This is a genomic window from Xanthobacter sp. NM-25, from assembly GCF_022138605.1.
Taxonomy (GTDB): Bacteria; Pseudomonadota; Alphaproteobacteria; order Rhizobiales; family Xanthobacteraceae; genus Xanthobacter.
On sequence record NZ_JACBFS010000002.1, the window covers coordinates 278,687 to 293,497 of the forward strand.

General features: G+C 67.1%; 13 protein-coding genes. 6 read left to right on the forward strand and 7 right to left on the reverse strand.

The window, feature by feature from the left end:
- Positions 1–161: 161 nt before the first annotated feature.
- Complete coding sequence (locus MEU52_RS07070; protein ID WP_238120657.1) at positions 162–2,258, forward strand: TonB-dependent receptor plug domain-containing protein; 2,097 nt, start codon at positions 162–164, stop codon at positions 2,256–2,258.
- A gap of 16 nt (positions 2,259–2,274) precedes the next feature.
- Here the strand turns inward: MEU52_RS07070 and MEU52_RS07075 are convergent, their stop codons facing one another.
- The 5 genes from MEU52_RS07075 to MEU52_RS07095 all read right to left on the reverse strand — a co-directional run bounded on the left by MEU52_RS07075 (position 2,275) and on the right by MEU52_RS07095 (position 6,553).
- Entirely contained in the window at positions 2,275–3,033 is a 759-nt protein-coding gene (locus MEU52_RS07075; RefSeq protein WP_238120656.1) for an iron ABC transporter ATP-binding protein, read from the reverse strand.
- The gene (locus tag MEU52_RS07080; protein WP_238120655.1) at positions 3,030–4,013 is read right to left on the reverse strand and encodes an iron chelate uptake ABC transporter family permease subunit; all 984 of its coding nucleotides are present in this window, start codon (positions 4,011–4,013) and stop codon (positions 3,030–3,032) included. Before MEU52_RS07080 ends, MEU52_RS07075 begins: the two co-directional genes overlap by 4 nt.
- Positions 4,006–5,022, reverse strand: a complete 1,017-nt coding sequence (locus MEU52_RS07085; protein WP_238120654.1) for an ABC transporter permease — start codon at positions 5,020–5,022, stop codon at positions 4,006–4,008. Before MEU52_RS07085 ends, MEU52_RS07080 begins: the two co-directional genes overlap by 8 nt.
- Positions 5,023–5,029: 7 nt before the next feature.
- Positions 5,030–5,989: a siderophore ABC transporter substrate-binding protein gene (locus MEU52_RS07090; RefSeq protein ID WP_238120653.1), complete on the reverse strand. Its 960-nt coding sequence runs from the start codon at positions 5,987–5,989 to the stop codon at positions 5,030–5,032.
- Positions 5,990–6,355: 366 nt separating this feature from the next.
- Positions 6,356–6,553, reverse strand: a complete 198-nt coding sequence (locus MEU52_RS07095; RefSeq protein ID WP_238120652.1) for a DUF2934 domain-containing protein — start codon at positions 6,551–6,553, stop codon at positions 6,356–6,358.
- Between the two features lie 491 nt (positions 6,554–7,044).
- Here MEU52_RS07095 and MEU52_RS07100 point away from each other — a divergent pair, with 491 nt between their 5' ends.
- Together MEU52_RS07100 and MEU52_RS07105 are read left to right on the forward strand one after the other, a co-directional pair.
- Complete coding sequence (locus MEU52_RS07100) at positions 7,045–7,875, forward strand: DUF2092 domain-containing protein (RefSeq protein ID WP_238120651.1); 831 nt, start codon at positions 7,045–7,047, stop codon at positions 7,873–7,875.
- Complete coding sequence (locus MEU52_RS07105; RefSeq protein WP_238125010.1) at positions 7,875–8,504, forward strand: hypothetical protein; 630 nt, start codon at positions 7,875–7,877, stop codon at positions 8,502–8,504. The genes MEU52_RS07100 and MEU52_RS07105 overlap by 1 nt, the downstream gene beginning before the upstream one ends.
- A 101-nt stretch (positions 8,505–8,605) precedes the next feature.
- On the opposite strand, the gene MEU52_RS07110 is transcribed toward MEU52_RS07105, so the two are convergent.
- A complete protein-coding gene (locus tag MEU52_RS07110) occupies positions 8,606–9,211 on the reverse strand; it encodes a TetR/AcrR family transcriptional regulator (protein ID WP_238120649.1) in 606 nt (201 codons plus the stop codon).
- Between the two features lie 292 nt (positions 9,212–9,503).
- On the opposite strand from MEU52_RS07110, the gene MEU52_RS07115 reads away from it, so the two are divergent.
- The 3 genes from MEU52_RS07115 to MEU52_RS07125 all read left to right on the forward strand — a co-directional run bounded on the left by MEU52_RS07115 (position 9,504) and on the right by MEU52_RS07125 (position 13,955).
- Positions 9,504–10,700 carry an acyl-CoA dehydrogenase gene (locus tag MEU52_RS07115; RefSeq protein WP_238120648.1) on the forward strand — a complete coding sequence of 399 codons (1,197 nt, stop codon included), beginning with the start codon at positions 9,504–9,506 and terminating at the stop codon, positions 10,698–10,700.
- Between the two features lie 171 nt (positions 10,701–10,871).
- On the forward strand, positions 10,872–12,092 hold the full coding sequence (locus MEU52_RS07120) for a CaiB/BaiF CoA transferase family protein (RefSeq protein ID WP_238120647.1): 1,221 nt from the start codon (positions 10,872–10,874) through the stop codon (positions 12,090–12,092).
- A gap of 219 nt (positions 12,093–12,311) precedes the next feature.
- Positions 12,312–13,955, forward strand: coding sequence for a cisplatin damage response ATP-dependent DNA ligase (locus MEU52_RS07125; protein WP_238120646.1), 1,644 nt, complete (start codon positions 12,312–12,314; stop codon positions 13,953–13,955).
- Here MEU52_RS07125 and MEU52_RS07130 read toward each other — a convergent pair.
- Positions 13,936–14,610: a S24 family peptidase gene (locus tag MEU52_RS07130; protein WP_238120901.1), complete on the reverse strand. Its 675-nt coding sequence runs from the start codon at positions 14,608–14,610 to the stop codon at positions 13,936–13,938. The two genes, MEU52_RS07125 and MEU52_RS07130, sit on opposite strands and share 20 nt — an antisense overlap.
- Positions 14,611–14,811 lie beyond the last annotated feature (201 nt).

The following is a 14,811-nucleotide window of genomic DNA, read 5'->3' on the forward strand; positions in this document are numbered from 1 at the left end:
CGAAACATAGCGTAGACCGGAAGTTCGTACCGCGCGACTGGCGCACCGGTCCTCACCGCCACATCGTGAACATGCGGCTCGCCCCTCTCGACCGCAGTCTTTCAGCTATGGGATTTGGGATGCGAAGGATTGCTCTTTGCGCGTCGGCGTCGGCGCTTGCTTTGTCCGCCTCCTGGACCGCTGCGCATGCGCAGCAGGCGGCGGACACTAACTCCATGGTGTTCGAGCTCGGCCAGATCAATGTCGTCTCCCCCACCAGCAGCGAATATTGGCAGAGTACCGGCGCAGCCATCTCTGAGACCACGGTCACCAACCAGGAAATGTACACCTTCAACCGTAATCGACTGGACGATGCCTTGACGCTGGTGCCCGGCGTCACCGTCTCCAGCGGCGGTGCGCGCAATGAGCCCAGCGTCTCCGTGCGCGGCTTCAACATGTGGCAACTGCCGCTCTCCATCGACGGCGTGCGCGTCTACCTGCCCTATGACAACCGCCTCGACATCGGCCGGTTCCTCACCCCCGACCTGTCGGAAGTGCAGGTGGAGAAGGGCTATGTCTCGGTCCTCAATGGCCCGGGCGGCATGGGCGGCGCCATCAACCTCGTCACCCGCAAGCCCACCAAGGCGCTGGAAGGTGAGTTCCGGGCCGGCGTGGGCCTGGGCAATACGGGCGCGTATACGGACTTCAACACCACCGCGTCGCTCGGCACCAAGCAGGAGAAATACTATCTCCAGGCCACCGGCACCTTCGCGGATTCCGACGGCTTCTTCCTACCGCTCGATTTTTCCCCGCTCAATCCTGCGGCGGAAGACGGCGGCCGGCGCGACTTTTCCGATTCCCGGGACTGGCGGGTGAATCTGAAGGCCGGCTTCACCCCTAACGATACCGACGAATACACCCTGAACTATACGGTCCAGCAGGGCGAGAAGGGCAACCCCTACGACATCTACCACAATGTGCGCACGCCCAATGGCTGGGAGGGGCATGCCGATGCCCGCCAGGGCCGCAACTGGACCTGGCCGGAGTGGAATTATCAGACGGTCTATTTTCTCTCCAAGACCGCCATCGGCACCAACACCTATTTCAACACACGCTTTTATTACACCTGGTTCGACAACACCCTCTCCGCCTATGACGATAACGCTTTCCTGACCCAGTCGGCGCGCGGCTTCGACAGCATCTATAATGACGAGAGCTTCGGCACCGATCTGGAGCTGGTGCATCAGATCAATGAGAAGGACACCCTCAAGGGCGTTCTCACCTATCGCCGAGACAGCCATGCGGCGAGCAATGTGAACACTCCGGGCATCGGCACCGCACAGTGGGACCCCACCTACAAGCAGTCCGAAGCGGTCATGTCGGTGGGCGCGGAAAACACCTATCACATCACCCAGAATTTCGATTTCGTGGCCGGCGTCAGCTACAATTACCGCGACCTGCTGCTGGCCCAGGACTATGGCGACATCGACGGCAGCGGCGTGGATGTGCTCTACAATCAGCCCCTGACCAGCGACGACGCCATCGACTGGCAGTTCGCCCTCATCTACCGCTACAGCGACAAGGGGCAGCTGAACGCCAGCGTCTCCAGCCGCACCCGCTTCCCCACCCTGTTCGAGCGCTTCAGCTCGCGCTTCGGCTCGGCCATCTCCAATCCCTATCTGGCGCCGGAACGGGCCACCAATTACGAGATCGGCTGGCACGACACCTTCTATGGCTCCCTCGCCCTCGGCGCCTCGGTGTTCTACAGCCGGGTGGAAGATCTCATCCAGAGCGTGGATACCGACCAGTGGAGCGTCGACAACGACACCTGGATCACCCAGAACCAGAACGTGGGCGACAGCGACAATGTCGGCTTCGAGCTGAAGGCCGAGTGGAAGGCCTCCGACACCCTGCTGATCGGCGGCAATTACACCTTCATCAATGTGGACATCAGCTCGCCCGTCGTCGGCATCCAGCCGCTGGGCACGCCGAGCCAGTACGCCTTCCTTTATGCCAAATGGAAGGCCTGGGAGAACATCACCCTCATTCCCAGCCTGCAGATGTCCTCCTCCCGCTGGACCAACCCATCCTTCGGCGCGCTCAATTACGTGAAGACGGCGGGCTTCACCCTGGCCAATTTCAGCCTGGAATATAATTTCAACGCCAACACCACCATCTCGGCGGGCGTCCAAAATATCTTCGACACCCAGTATGAGACCGAATGGCTCTATACACAGGCTGGCCGCAACTACTTCATCAACGGGCGGATCGTCTTCTGATCTCCTGCGACCGCGCTCAGCGGTAATACAGGCCGACCTTGTCGCCGGCCGCCTCCACCACCTGGATCTCCATGTCGTAGATGGCATGGAGCACCTCCGGCCGCATCAGCTCGGACGGCGCGCCTTCGAAGGCCAGCCGCCCGGCCTTCATGGCCACCACGCGATCGGCATGGCATGAGGCGAAATTGATGTCGTGCAGCACCACCACCACGGTCTTGCCCAGCTCGTCCGCCGCGCGCCGCAGCAGGCGCATGGTGGCGGCGGCATGCTTCATGTCGAGATTGTTGAGCGGCTCGTCCAGCAGCAGGTAGTCCGTATCCTGAGCGAGCACCATGGCAATGAAGGCACGCTGGCGCTGGCCGCCGGACAGGGCATCCAGCGGGCGCGCCTTGAGCGCGCCAAGATCCACATAGCCGATGGCGGCGGCGATCTTCTCCCCATCCTCCCGGGTCAGCCGCCCCCGCGAATAGGGAAAGCGCCCGAACCCCACCAGTTCCTCCACCGAGAGGCGCGGCGTGATGGCATTCGCCTGCCGCAGAATGGCCAGCCGGCGCGCCAGCACATCCCCCTTGATGCGGGTCACATCCACACCGTCGAGGCGCACGCTGCCGCCGCTCGCCGGCAGCAGCCGCGCGGCGATGGACAGCAGCGTCGACTTGCCCGCCCCGTTGGGGCCGATGAGGGCGGTGAGCCCGCCCGGCGGCAACTGCAGCGAAACAGAATCGAGCACGCGGGTCGCGCCATAGGATTTCGAGAGATTGCGGATCTCGATCACGCGCGCTCCCTCCGCATGAGCAGGATGATGAACAGAAGGCCGCCCACGAACTCGATGACCACGCTCAAGGTGGCGGCGAGGCCGAGCAGCCGCTCGAGAACCATCTGCCCGCCGGCGAGGCAGATGACGGCGATCAGCCCGGCAGCGGGCAAGGTGTAGCGGTGACGATCGGTGCCGACCACGTGATAGGCGAGGTTGGAAACCAGCAGCCCAAAGAACAGCACCGGCCCCACCAGGGCGGTGGACACAGACACCAGCACCGCCACCAGCGCCACCAGCACCGCCACCATGCGACGGTAGTCGACGCCGAGATTGATGGCCGCCTCACGGCCCAGCGCCAGCACGTCGAGGGTGGAGGCCAGCCGCAGCGCCAGCGCGCAGGCGGCCAGAATCACCGCGCCGGCCACCGGCAGCAGGCTGGTGTCCACCGCATTGAACTGGGCGAACAGCATGCCCTGCAGCACGGCGAAGGCATTGGGATCGAGGATGCGCTGGAGCAGCCCCGCCAGCGAGCGGCACAGCACGCCGAACACGATGCCCGCCAGCAGCAGCAGGTGCAGGTCGCTGCGCTCGGCGGAGAACAGCACGCGGAACAGGGCCATGGCGGCCACCACCATGAGCCCCGCCACCAGCGCGAACATCAGGCGCGGATCGAGCATCACCGCGCCCTGGGCGCCGAGCACGAAGACGAGGGCGGTCTTCAGCGTCACGTAAAGGGCGTCGAAGCCCATCACCGCCGGGGTCAGGATACGGTTCTGCGTGAGCGTCTGAAACACCACCGTGGAGACCGCAACCGCCAGCCCCACCAGCACCAGGCCCGCCAGCTTGGTGCCGCGGAACGGCAGCACGAACCCCCAATTGCCCTTCACCCCCACGGTCATGAAGGCGACCATGGCAAGGATGGCGAGGGCCGCGAGCAGCAGTAGCATGCGTGCGGGACGGGACAGGGCGCGGACCGGGAGGAGGACGGCTTCAGCCATGTTGGGGGCGCCGCCCGAGCAGCAGATAGAGGAAGACCGCGCTGCCCAGCACCCCGGCCACAGTGCCCACCGGAATCTCATAGGGGAAACGCACCAGCCGGCCGATGATGTCACAGGCGAGCAGGAAGCCGGCGCCGGAAACGGCGATCCACGGCAGGGTGCGGCGCAGATGATCCCCCAGCACCAGCGCCACCACATTGGCGACGATGAGCCCGAGGAACGGCACCGTGCCGGCGGTGACCACGCAGGCCGCCGTGACCAGCGAGACGATCACCAGCCCGAGGGTCACCACCTTGCGGTAGTCGAGGCCCAGATTGGTGGCGAAAGCATCGCCGAGCCCCGCCACGGTGAAGCGGTCGGCCGCCAGATAGGCGAGAATAGAGAGCGGCACGCTGATCCACAGCAGCTCATAGCGTCCCCGCAGCACGCCGGAGAAGTCGCCCGTGGTCCAGGCGGCCAGCGCCTGCAGGAGATCAAAGCGATAGGCGAGGAAGGTGGAGGCCGCATCGATCACCCCGCCCAGAATGAGGCCCACCAGCGGCACGATCAAAGTGGTGCGCAGGCTCAGCCGATCGACGATGCGCAGGAACAGGAAGGTGCCGGCCAGAGCGAAGGCAGAGGCCACCAGCATCTTGCCGAACACCGGCAGGTCGGGCGCCGCCAGCATCACCACAACCAGGCCGAGGCGGGCGGCCTCGGCGGTGCCGGCGGTGGTGGGCTCCACGAAGCGGTTGCGGAACAGCATCTGCATGATCACCGCGGCGACGCCCATGGAGAGGCCCGCGAACAGCAGCGCGAGGGTGCGTGGCACGCGGCTCGCCATCAGCACCAGTAGCGCCTCCTGCCCCGCTGCATCCGCCGAGAACAGATCCGCCGGCGCCAGATCGCCGACGCCGATGAGGAGGCTCGAGGCCACCAGCAGCGCCAGCACCAGCAGCGCCGCCAGGAACGCCCACGGGGCCGCCACCGGCGCGAGGAAACCGGCCCCGGCGCGGGCCGCGGGCGCCATCACAGCGCTACCGGGCCTTGGGCGCCGCCTCGAAGGCGGTCGCCAGGTCCTCGATGGTGATGGCCAGCGCCCGCCCGCCGCCATTGGCGATATACCAGCGCGGCGCGTCGAGATAGACGATGTGGCCGGCCTTGGCGGCCTGGGTGGCGGCGACGATGTCGTTGTCGAGCACCTTCTGGGCGGCGGCGGCCGCGCGGCCGATGGCCACGTCGCGATCGAGCACCAGCACCCACTGCGGATTGGTCTTCAGGATGTACTCGAAGGAGATGACGTCACCATGGGTGTCCGCCGCCTTGCCCTCGGCGACGGGCTTGAGCCCCAGTTCGTCGAAGATCCAGCCATAGCGCGAGCCGGCGCCATAGGAGCTGAGCTTGCCACCGTTCACCATCACCATGAGCACCCGCCCGAGATCGGGCGCGACGGCGCGCACCCGCGCCTTGGCGGCTTCGAGCCGCGCATCCAGCGCCTTGGCCTCTTCTTCCTTGCCGAAGATGCGGCCCAGGGTGTCCACATGGGCCTCGGCGCTGGCCAGGAAAGACTTGGGATCGATGGTGAGATCAATGGTGGGCGCGATCTTGGCGAGCGCGTCATATTTCGGCGCCGAGCGGCCACCGATGATGATGAGGTCCGGCTCCAGCGCCGCCACCGCCTCGTAATCGGGCTCGAACAGGGTGCCGACCTTGGCATAGCGGGCGTCCTGATACTTGGCGAGGAAGGCCGGCATGTTGGTGCCGGGCACCCCCGCCACGTCGACGCTCAGGGCATCGAGAGTATCGAGGCTCGCCACGTCGAAGACCACGACGCGCTTGGGCATCTGCGGCAGCACCAGCTCGCCGCGCGCGTGGCTGACGGTCACCGGCGCGGCGCGGCCGGCCGCCGGCGCCCACACCACCCCCCCCAACAGCAGGGCCAGCCCCCAGGCCAGAACGCGAAATGACTGCGGCAAGGAACGCAGCGCCATACCCATGACATTCATCCTTCACAACCAAGGCCCGCGCCGATGCAATTCAGATCTCCGCACGGGGCTGTCCGCCCGCCGCACGCAACGGCGAGGTCGGGAAATAAAGAAGCAGACCTGAACGCACACTGACCTGAAATCAGCAAATCACGATCATCAAAAACTCACCACAGCGGCGCCGATCATTTCACCACCGACAACTTTGAACGATTCTAAACAGATGATCCTGAGACGATGATCTCTTCCATCCTCTTCTTATACATCGCCGAGCCCGTCAAGCGATGTGCGGCGGCGCCGCAGCGGCGCGGCGCAAACGCAATCGGCCGGGGCGTGTGACGCCCCGGCCGATGAGACGGGATCTGCGATCAGCTGCGCTCACATGTGCGGGCGGGTCTTCAGAACCTCCAGCTCGGCCCGCGCCCACAACTCGCGATCGCGCCCCTGCGGGCACCCCTCCTCCCACCAGATGGCATGGGCGCGCCGGCGGATCTGATCCCGCTCAAAGGCATTCAGCCCGGCGGCGCCGTCATCGCGCGATCCGCTCACTGTCTTGGCCTTCATGGTCTCGCTCATGGTCGTCCTCCGTCTGCACCTGTCACGACGGGAGCCGGCGCGGAAGCCGCACCGCCTGCGTCGCCTTGCAGGCGGTCAACGCCGCCATCGGCGCGGTAGTTCCCATCTGCCGGCGGCGCGTGACGGCACGCCGTCCGCGATCTCGTATTTTTGCGCATTTCGCCCGGCAGCGCTTTGCATTAGCCTATTGGGGTGCGTCGGCGCGATCAGGGCGAAACGGCCATCCCAGGCCACAGAGACGCGACGCACGGATCATCGGTCTCCAAAGGGGGCGGCCATGTTCGTTGCGGAAGCTCGGAGCCATGGGCCGGGCTATCGTCGATCATCATCAGGCGCCACCAGATCACGCGGCATCTGGCGACATGAGATGACGAGACACGGCCGCAACGCCCGTGGACCCTAGCGCCCTCGGTGCGGTCACGTCACCGACGCGCGCCCGCATCCAGAGCCCGCGTCTGCTGTTTTCCTTTCCAACAGAAAGGCCCGTCTACATGCCCTATTCCTCTCGCCTGATCAGAGCCGTGGCGGCGATCGCCGTCGCCGGCCTGGTGTCGGGCACCGGCGTCCGCCAGGCGGCCGCCGCCCCACCGCCGGCGGCGGACGATCGCGCCGCGACCAGCGTCGACCCCGCGGCCACCGCCGCCCTCACCCGCATGGGGACCTACCTCGCCAGCCTGAAGACATTCGAGCTGACCGCCAAGACCACCATCGAGGTGGTGCTGCGGGCCGGCCATCAGGTGGAGATCGGCGGCGTTGTGCATTATTGGGCCAAGAAGCCCAACATGCTGCGCATCGACAGCGACACCGACACCGTGTCGCGCCAGTATTTCTTCGACGGCAAGACCTTCACGATGGTGGCGCCGGTCGATGGCTTCTTCGCCCAGGCTCCGGGCCAGGCCGGCATCCGCGAGACGCTGGCCTTCGCCGCCCAGACCCTCAATATCGAGGTGCCGCTGGCCGACCTGTTCGATTGGGGCACCCCCCACGCGCCCCTGAACCTGTTCGACCGCGGCTTCTTCGTCGGCACCGCCAAGATCGAAGGCACCGAGACCGAGCATTACGCCCTGATCGGCAAGGACTTCGATTTCGAGGTGTGGATCCAGCGGGGTGAGCAGCCCCTGCCCCTGAAGATGGCCCTGGTGGACCACAGCACCCCCGGCAGCCCGCGCTTCTCGGCCCTGCTGAGCTGGAAGCCCGACGCCGCCATTGCCGACGACGTGTTCACCTTCACCCCCGGCAAGGATCTGGCGAAGATCGACTTTGCCAAGCCCGCGGCGGCGGCCCCCGCCCAGCCGGCGACGGACAAGAAGGGAGCAAAATGATGACCTCTTCGTGTTCGCGCACCCCGCGTCACCATCTGGCCACGGCGGCCACCCTCGCGCTCGGCGTCGCTCTGGCCGCCACCGCGGCCGATGCCCGCGGCTTTGGCGGCGGCTTCGGCGGCTTTCACGGCGGCGGCGGCTTTGGTGGCTTTCATGGCGGCGGCGGCTTCGATATGGCTGCGCCCCGCATGAACATGGGACCGCATTTCAATGCCGGCCCCGGCTTCAACCAGCCGATCCCGGCCGGACATCCGTTCGGCCCGCCCGGCCCGATGCCGGGTCCGCACCCCATGCCGGGCCCCGGCCCGGGGCCGCATCCCTTGCCGCCGCCTGGCCCAGGGCCGCATCCCCTGCCGCCGCCCGGTCCCGGCCCTTATCCGCCCTATCATCCCGGCTACTGGCCCGGCCCCTATTATCCGGGCGGCTGGTGGGGACCGGCCGCAGCCGGCGCCGCCGTGGGCGCGGCCATCACCGCCGCCGCCATCGGCTCCTACGCCTATTCGCTGCCGGCAAGCTGCTCGCAGATGATCGTCAACGGCATTGCCTACCAGCAGTGCGGCCCCAACTGGTATCTGCCCCAGTTCCAGGGCGGCCAGGTGGTCTATCAGGTGGTGGCGAACCCCAACTGATACCGACTTGGGTCAAAGACCCGTGTGGACGGCGCCTTCGGGCGCCGTCCACACGGCCGCCCACAATTCGAAGAGACAGCCCCTGATCCGGAACAACGGGCTCAAGGTAGCAAGCCGCGCACCAAGAGGTCGTGATACTCCTGCGCCACTTCCTCAGCGGACTTGCCACGGCCGGGCTTGAACCAGCGCACCATCCAGCTCAGCAGCGACAGCACCGCGCGACCGGTCATGGCGGCGCCCACCGGGCGGAACGAGCCGTCGGCCACCCCATCGGCGATGATCTGCCGCAGCAGGCCCTCATGGGCATCGCGCAAGGCGAGGGCATCGTCCTTCAGCCGCGCGCTCGCCATGCCGGAGAAGCCCACCAGCATGGTGGCGAAGCAATCATAATTGTCGGCCAGGAACCGGGCGTGGGCCATCATGTAGTGGCGCAGCTGCTCCACCGGCGGATCCTTCTTGTCCACCGCCGCGGCGGCGGTCTCGTAAAGGCCGGTGAGGGTGAAGATGATGATGGCGTCGTAGATCTCCTGCTTGGAGGAGAAATAATTGTAGATGGCGCCCTTGGAATAGTTCATCGCCCGCGCCAGCTCGCTGAGGGAGCCCGCCGTATAGCCCTTTTCCGCAAACAGGCGCGCCGCCTGCTGCAGGATCTCGGCGCGCGGATCGTCGATCATCCGCGGGCGCCCCACCGGACGGGCCTTCGCCAACGTCTCGCTCCCTGGAGCGCGGGCCACCGGACGCGCTGCGACACCATCCGCCGCCACAGCGGCCCCGCCGACAACGCGACGCCGCCGCAGCGGCGCGACAGCCCGGCTTCCGCGCGCCGCCCGTACCGGCTTTTCGGTGTCTTCGCTCACCCGCATCCTCCCGGTGCGGGCCGTTCGCCCGCCATCATTTCTCAAGTGTTCATTTTGAGGACTTGACCGGCGCCGTCAAGTTATATACCGACTGGTCGGAAACTAAATCACGCCAACCCACATCCGCGAGGAGGCACGTCCCATGGCCGCATCGTCCGCCAAGCCGAAGTTCGACTGGAACGACCCTTTCAATTTCGAGAGCCAGCTCACCGAGGAAGAGCGGCTGGTCCGCGACACCGCGCGCGACTATGCCCAGGAGAAGCTCCTGCCGCGCGTGACCTCGGCCTATCTGGAAGAGCGCTTCGACCGCGAGATCATGAACGAGATGGGTGAGCTCGGCCTGCTCGGCTGCACCATCTCTCCGGAATACGGCGGCGCCGGCCTCAACTACGTGTCCTATGGCCTGGCCGCCCGTGAGGTGGAGCGGGTGGACAGCGGCTATCGCTCGGCCATGAGCGTTCAGTCCTCGCTGGTGATGCACCCCATCAACGCCTATGGCACCGAGGAGCAGAAGAAGAAGTATCTGCCCAAGCTCGCCACCGGCGAGTGGGTCGGCTGCTTCGGCCTCACCGAGCCGGACGCCGGTTCCGACCCGGCCGGCATGCGCACCCGCGCCGAGAAGATCGACGGCGGCTATCGCCTCAAGGGCGCCAAGATGTGGATCACCAACTCCCCCATCGCCGATCTCGCGGTGGTGTGGGCGAAGTCGGCGGCCCATGACAATGCCATCAAGGGCTTCGTGGTCGAGCGCGGCACCAAGGGTTTCTCCACCCCCAAGATCGAGGGCAAGCTCTCCCTGCGCGCCTCCATCACCGGCGAGATCGTGCTCGACGACGTGGAGATCCCGGAAGAGAACCTGCTGCCCAACGTCTCTGGCCTCGCCGGCCCGTTCGGCTGCCTCAACCGCGCCCGCTACGGCATCGGCTGGGGTGCCATCGGCGCGGCGGAAGCCTGCTACGTCCAGGCCCGCCAGTACACCCTGGACCGCAAGCAGTTCGGCCGCCCGCTGGCCAACACCCAGCTGGTGCAGAAGAAGCTCGCCGACATGGCCACCGAGATCGCCCTCGGCCTCCAGCTCGCTCTGCGCGCCGGCCACCTGATGGACGAAGGCCAGCTGCCGGTGGAGACCATCTCCTTCCTGAAGCGCAACAATTGCGGCAAGGCCCTGGACATCGCCCGGGTGGCCCGCGACATGCACGGCGGCAACGGCATCTCGGCCGAGTTCCACGTGATCCGTCACGCGGCCAACCTCGAGACCGTCAACACCTATGAGGGCACCCACGACATCCACGCCCTCATCATCGGCCGGGCTATCACCGGCCTGCAGGCGTTCTTCTGAGCGCCTGATTGTCCTCAAGTCCCCCTTGTGCCCTCTCCCCCTCCCGGGAGAGGTTCGGGTGAGGATGGCGCCGCCCGGTTGAGCGCACCCCGCGCTCCGGCGGCCCGCCTCGCCCCACTTCCCCCTCTCCCTCCGGGGAGAGGGGCTCTTCTTCTGTCCTGGAAAAGTGCCATGTCCGCTGCTGAGTCTTCTCCTGCCTCCTCCGCCGCCGATACCCCCGCCCCGCTCGCGGGCCTGCGCGTCCTTGAGCTTGCCCGCATCCTCGCCGGCCCCTGGTGCGGCCAGATGCTGGCGGATCTCGGCGCCGAGGTGATCAAGGTGGAGCGCCCCGGCGCCGGTGACGACACGCGCACCTGGGGCCCGCCCTTCCTGAAGGGGGCCGACGGCGCTGATCTCGGCGCGGCCTATTTCCACGCCACCAATCGCGGCAAGCGCTCCGTCGCCGTGGATTTCGAGACCCCCGAAGGCCAGGCGGTGATCCGCGCCCTGGCCGCCCGGTGCGACGTGGTGATCGAGAATTTCAAGCTCGGCGGCCTCAAGAAATACGGGCTCGATTACGAGAGCCTGAAAAAGGTGAACCCGCGCCTCGTCTATTGCTCGGTCACCGGCTTCGGCCAGAACGGCCCTTATGCGCCACGCGCCGGCTATGACTTCCTGGTGCAGGGCATGGGCGGCATCATGGATCTGACCGGCGATCCCAATGGCGAGCCGCAGAAGGTGGGCGTGGCCTTCGCCGACATCTTCACCGGGCTTTACGGCACCATCGGCGTTCTGGCGGCGCTGCGGCGGCGCGAGACCACCGGCGAGGGCGGCTATGTGGACATGGCCCTACTCGACACTCAGGTGAGCGTGCTCGCCAACCAGGCCATGAACTATCTCGCCTCCGGCAAGGCGCCCAAGCGCATGGGCAATGCCCATCCCAATATCGTGCCCTACCAGGTGTTCCCCTGCGCCGACGGCTATTTCATCGCCGCCGTGGGCAATGACGGCCAGTTCACCCGCTTCTGCGCGGTGCTCGGCGCCCCCGAGCTTGCCACCACCCCGGATTTCAAGACCAATCCGGAGCGGGTGGCCCATCGCGCCACTTTGGTGCCCCAGCTTTCCGCCCTCACCTCCACCTTCAAGCGCGACGAGCTCCTGGCGGCGCTGGAGAAGCAGGGCGTGCCGGCCGGCCCCATCAACACCGTGCCCCAGGTGTTCGCCGATCCGCAGGTGGAGTATCGCGGCCTCAAGGTGGACCTGCCCGAGGCGGGCGGCGGCACCGTACCGACCGTAGCGAGCCCCATCGTGCTCGACGGCGAGCGGCAGGTGGCCAAGACCGCCAGCCCCCGCCTCGGCGCCGACACCGAGGCGGTGCTGGCCCTCATCAAGGACCAGATCGGACAAGTCTGAACTGCAAGGGCTGACCGGCCAGGGCTGGGGCCAAAGGCTTGAGCCTTTCTCATGGGCCGTTGGACCAGCCTGCGCGGCCCTTGAGCGAACCCGGTTGGGACCGGTCGAAGACCGGGACCGATGGTCTGACGGCATGCGAACGGCCCCCGCGCGGGGCCGTTCCGCTTTGGGGCTGCCGCCTTGCTCCGGCCACCGGAAGGTGAGAGGGGTAAGGTTCCCATGAACCGCTTCGCCGCTCTCATCGACCGGCTCGGCTACGAGGCCGGCCGCAATGCCAAGGTTCGCCTGATGGCGGACTATTTCCGCGCGACGCCCGATCCCGAGCGGGGCTTCGCTTTGGCGGCCCTCACCGGCGCCTTCTCCTTCGCCAATGCCAAGCCGGCCCTGGTGCGCGCCCTCATCTCCGAGCGCACCGACCCGGTGCTGTTCGACCTCTCCTATGATTATGTGGGCGACCTCGCCGAGACCGTCGCCTTGATGTGGCCGACACCCGAGGGGGCCCCGGCCCACGCCCCGCTGCTGTCCGAGATCGTCCACGACCTCTCCACTCTGTCCAAGAGCGCCCTGCCCCGGCATCTGGCCGGCTGGCTCGATGGCCTGGACGAAACCGGCCGCTGGGCGCTCCTGAAGCTCATCACCGGCGCCCTCAGGGTGGGCGCCTCGGCGCGGCTCGCCAAGACTGCGGTGGCGAGCCTCGGCACCCTCACGCCAGACGACGTGGAGCTGGTGTGGCCGGGCCTCACCGCGCCCTATGGGGATTTGTTCGCCTGGGTCGAGGGCCGCGGGACGCGGCCGGAGACCACGAATCCGGCGCCATTCCGCCCAGTGATGCTGGCCCATGCCATCGAGGAGGCGGATTTCTCCACCCTCGCCCCGGCCGACTTTCGCGCCGAATGGAAATGGGATGGCATCCGCGTGCAGGCGGTGGCCGGACGCGGCGACGCCGGCGAACGGGTGACGCGGCTTTATTCCCGCACCGGGGAGGACATCTCCGCCGCCTTTCCCGATCTTCTGGAGGCCCTCGATTTCGAGGGGGCGCTGGACGGCGAACTGCTGATCGTGCGCGAGGGGCGGGTGGAGCCGTTCAACGTGCTGCAGCAGCGGCTCAACCGCAAATCCGTCACTCCCAAGCTGCTGGCCGAATTCCCCGCCCATATGCGCGCCTACGACCTTCTGGCCGAAGGGGCGGAGGACCTGCGCGACCAGCCCTTCACCGCCCGCCGCGCGCGGCTGGCGGCGCTGGTGGCGCGCCTCGCCTCCCCCCGGCTCGATCTCTCCGCGCTGGTGCCCTTCAGCAACTGGGACGACCTTGCCGCCGCCCGCGCCGATCCGGGCGCGGCGGGGGCCGACGCCGATGGGGATGCGGTGGAAGGGGTGATGATGAAGCGGGCCGACAGCCCCTATCTGCCCGGCCGCCCCAAGGGCCCGTGGTGGAAGTGGAAGCGCGACCCGCGCACGGTGGATGCCGTGCTCATGTATGCCCAGCGCGGCCACGGCAAGCGCTCCTCCTTCTATTCCGACTACACCTTCGGGGTGTGGACGGCGGGCGAGGACGGCGATGTTCTGGTGCCGGTGGGCAAGGCCTATTTCGGCTTCACCGACGAGGAGCTGAAGGCCATCGACGCCTTCGTGCGCAAGTTCACCATCAACCGCTTCGGCCCGGTGCGCGAGGTGGTGCACGAAAAGGAAGCGGGGCTGGTGCTGGAGGTGGCGTTCGAGGGCATCGGCCGCTCGCCGCGCCACCGCGCGGGCCTCGCGCTGCGCTTTCCCCGCATCGCCCGCCTGCGCTGGGACAAGCCGCCGGGGGAAGCGGACCGGCTGGAGGCGCTGGAGGCCCTGCTGCCTACTGGCTCGCCCAGATGATGCGGGCGATCCACTCCACCTGATCCAGCGGAATCTGCCGGTCCTCATGGGCCGGATTGAGGGAGCGCAGCTCGATATGGCGGGCGGTGCGGCGGGCCAATTCCTTGGCCATCACCTCCCCACCGCGCGTCTTCACCACCACCCGGTCGCCCTTGCGGATGGAAGCGCCGGGGGAGACCACCACCACGTCCCCGTCGCGATACACCGGCTGCATGGAATCACCGGCGATCTCCAGGGCATAGGCGTGCTGGTCCTCCACCTCGGGAAACACGATCTCGTCCCAGCCGGCGCCGGCGGGAAAGCCGGCATCGTCGAAGAAGCCGCCGCTGCCGGCCTGGGCGAAGCCGATCTGCGGAATGGCGTGCAAGGCCCCCTTCATGGGAGACGGGTCCTCGGCGAAGCCGTCGTCCCGCGCACCGCCCCGTTCCGGCTCCAGCAGCGCTAGGAAATGCTCGACGCTGGCGCCGGTGGCGGTGAGCGCCTTGGCGATGCTCTCGGTGGAGGGCCAGCGCGGCCGCCCGTCGGTGGTGATGCGCTTGGAGCGATTGAAGGTGGTGGGATCGAGCCCGGCCCGCTTGGCGAGCCCGGACGTGGACAGCCCATGCTCGACGGCGAGCTGGTCCACCGCCCTCCAGATCTGCCCATGAGTGAGCATGGTCATGTTGCGTCCTCGCCGCCTCTTGCGCGGAACATAAGAATTTGTTCCCTATTTGTCCAGGAATGAAATCCCCACACAACTTTGATACAATCTCAGGGTGTACACGACCCACAAGCGGGCGTCCGGGCTATGCACCGAAAATTGCGTCACCGGCACGCCGCCGGTGACATCCCCCCGGCAACGGCGCTAAAGCCCTCA

What these genes read in the sequence shown, in the direction of transcription:
- MEU52_RS07080 (WP_238120655.1), bottom strand. Translation starts at nt 4,013, where the DNA reads ATGGCTGAAGCCGTCCTCCTCCCGGTCCGCGCCCTGTCCCGTCCCGCA.
- MEU52_RS07085 (WP_238120654.1), bottom strand. Translation starts at nt 5,022, where the DNA reads ATGGCGCCCGCGGCCCGCGCCGGGGCCGGTTTCCTCGCGCCGGTGGCG.
- MEU52_RS07090 (WP_238120653.1), bottom strand. Translation starts at nt 5,989, where the DNA reads ATGGGTATGGCGCTGCGTTCCTTGCCGCAGTCATTTCGCGTTCTGGCC.
- MEU52_RS07095 (WP_238120652.1), bottom strand. Translation starts at nt 6,553, where the DNA reads ATGAGCGAGACCATGAAGGCCAAGACAGTGAGCGGATCGCGCGATGAC.
- MEU52_RS07100 (WP_238120651.1), top strand. Translation starts at nt 7,045, where the DNA reads ATGCCCTATTCCTCTCGCCTGATCAGAGCCGTGGCGGCGATCGCCGTC.
- MEU52_RS07105 (WP_238125010.1), top strand. Translation starts at nt 7,875, where the DNA reads ATGACCTCTTCGTGTTCGCGCACCCCGCGTCACCATCTGGCCACGGCG.
- MEU52_RS07115 (WP_238120648.1), top strand. Translation starts at nt 9,504, where the DNA reads ATGGCCGCATCGTCCGCCAAGCCGAAGTTCGACTGGAACGACCCTTTC.
- MEU52_RS07120 (WP_238120647.1), top strand. Translation starts at nt 10,872, where the DNA reads ATGTCCGCTGCTGAGTCTTCTCCTGCCTCCTCCGCCGCCGATACCCCC.
- MEU52_RS07125 (WP_238120646.1), top strand. Translation starts at nt 12,312, where the DNA reads ATGAACCGCTTCGCCGCTCTCATCGACCGGCTCGGCTACGAGGCCGGC.
- MEU52_RS07130 (WP_238120901.1), bottom strand. Translation starts at nt 14,610, where the DNA reads ATGCTCACTCATGGGCAGATCTGGAGGGCGGTGGACCAGCTCGCCGTC.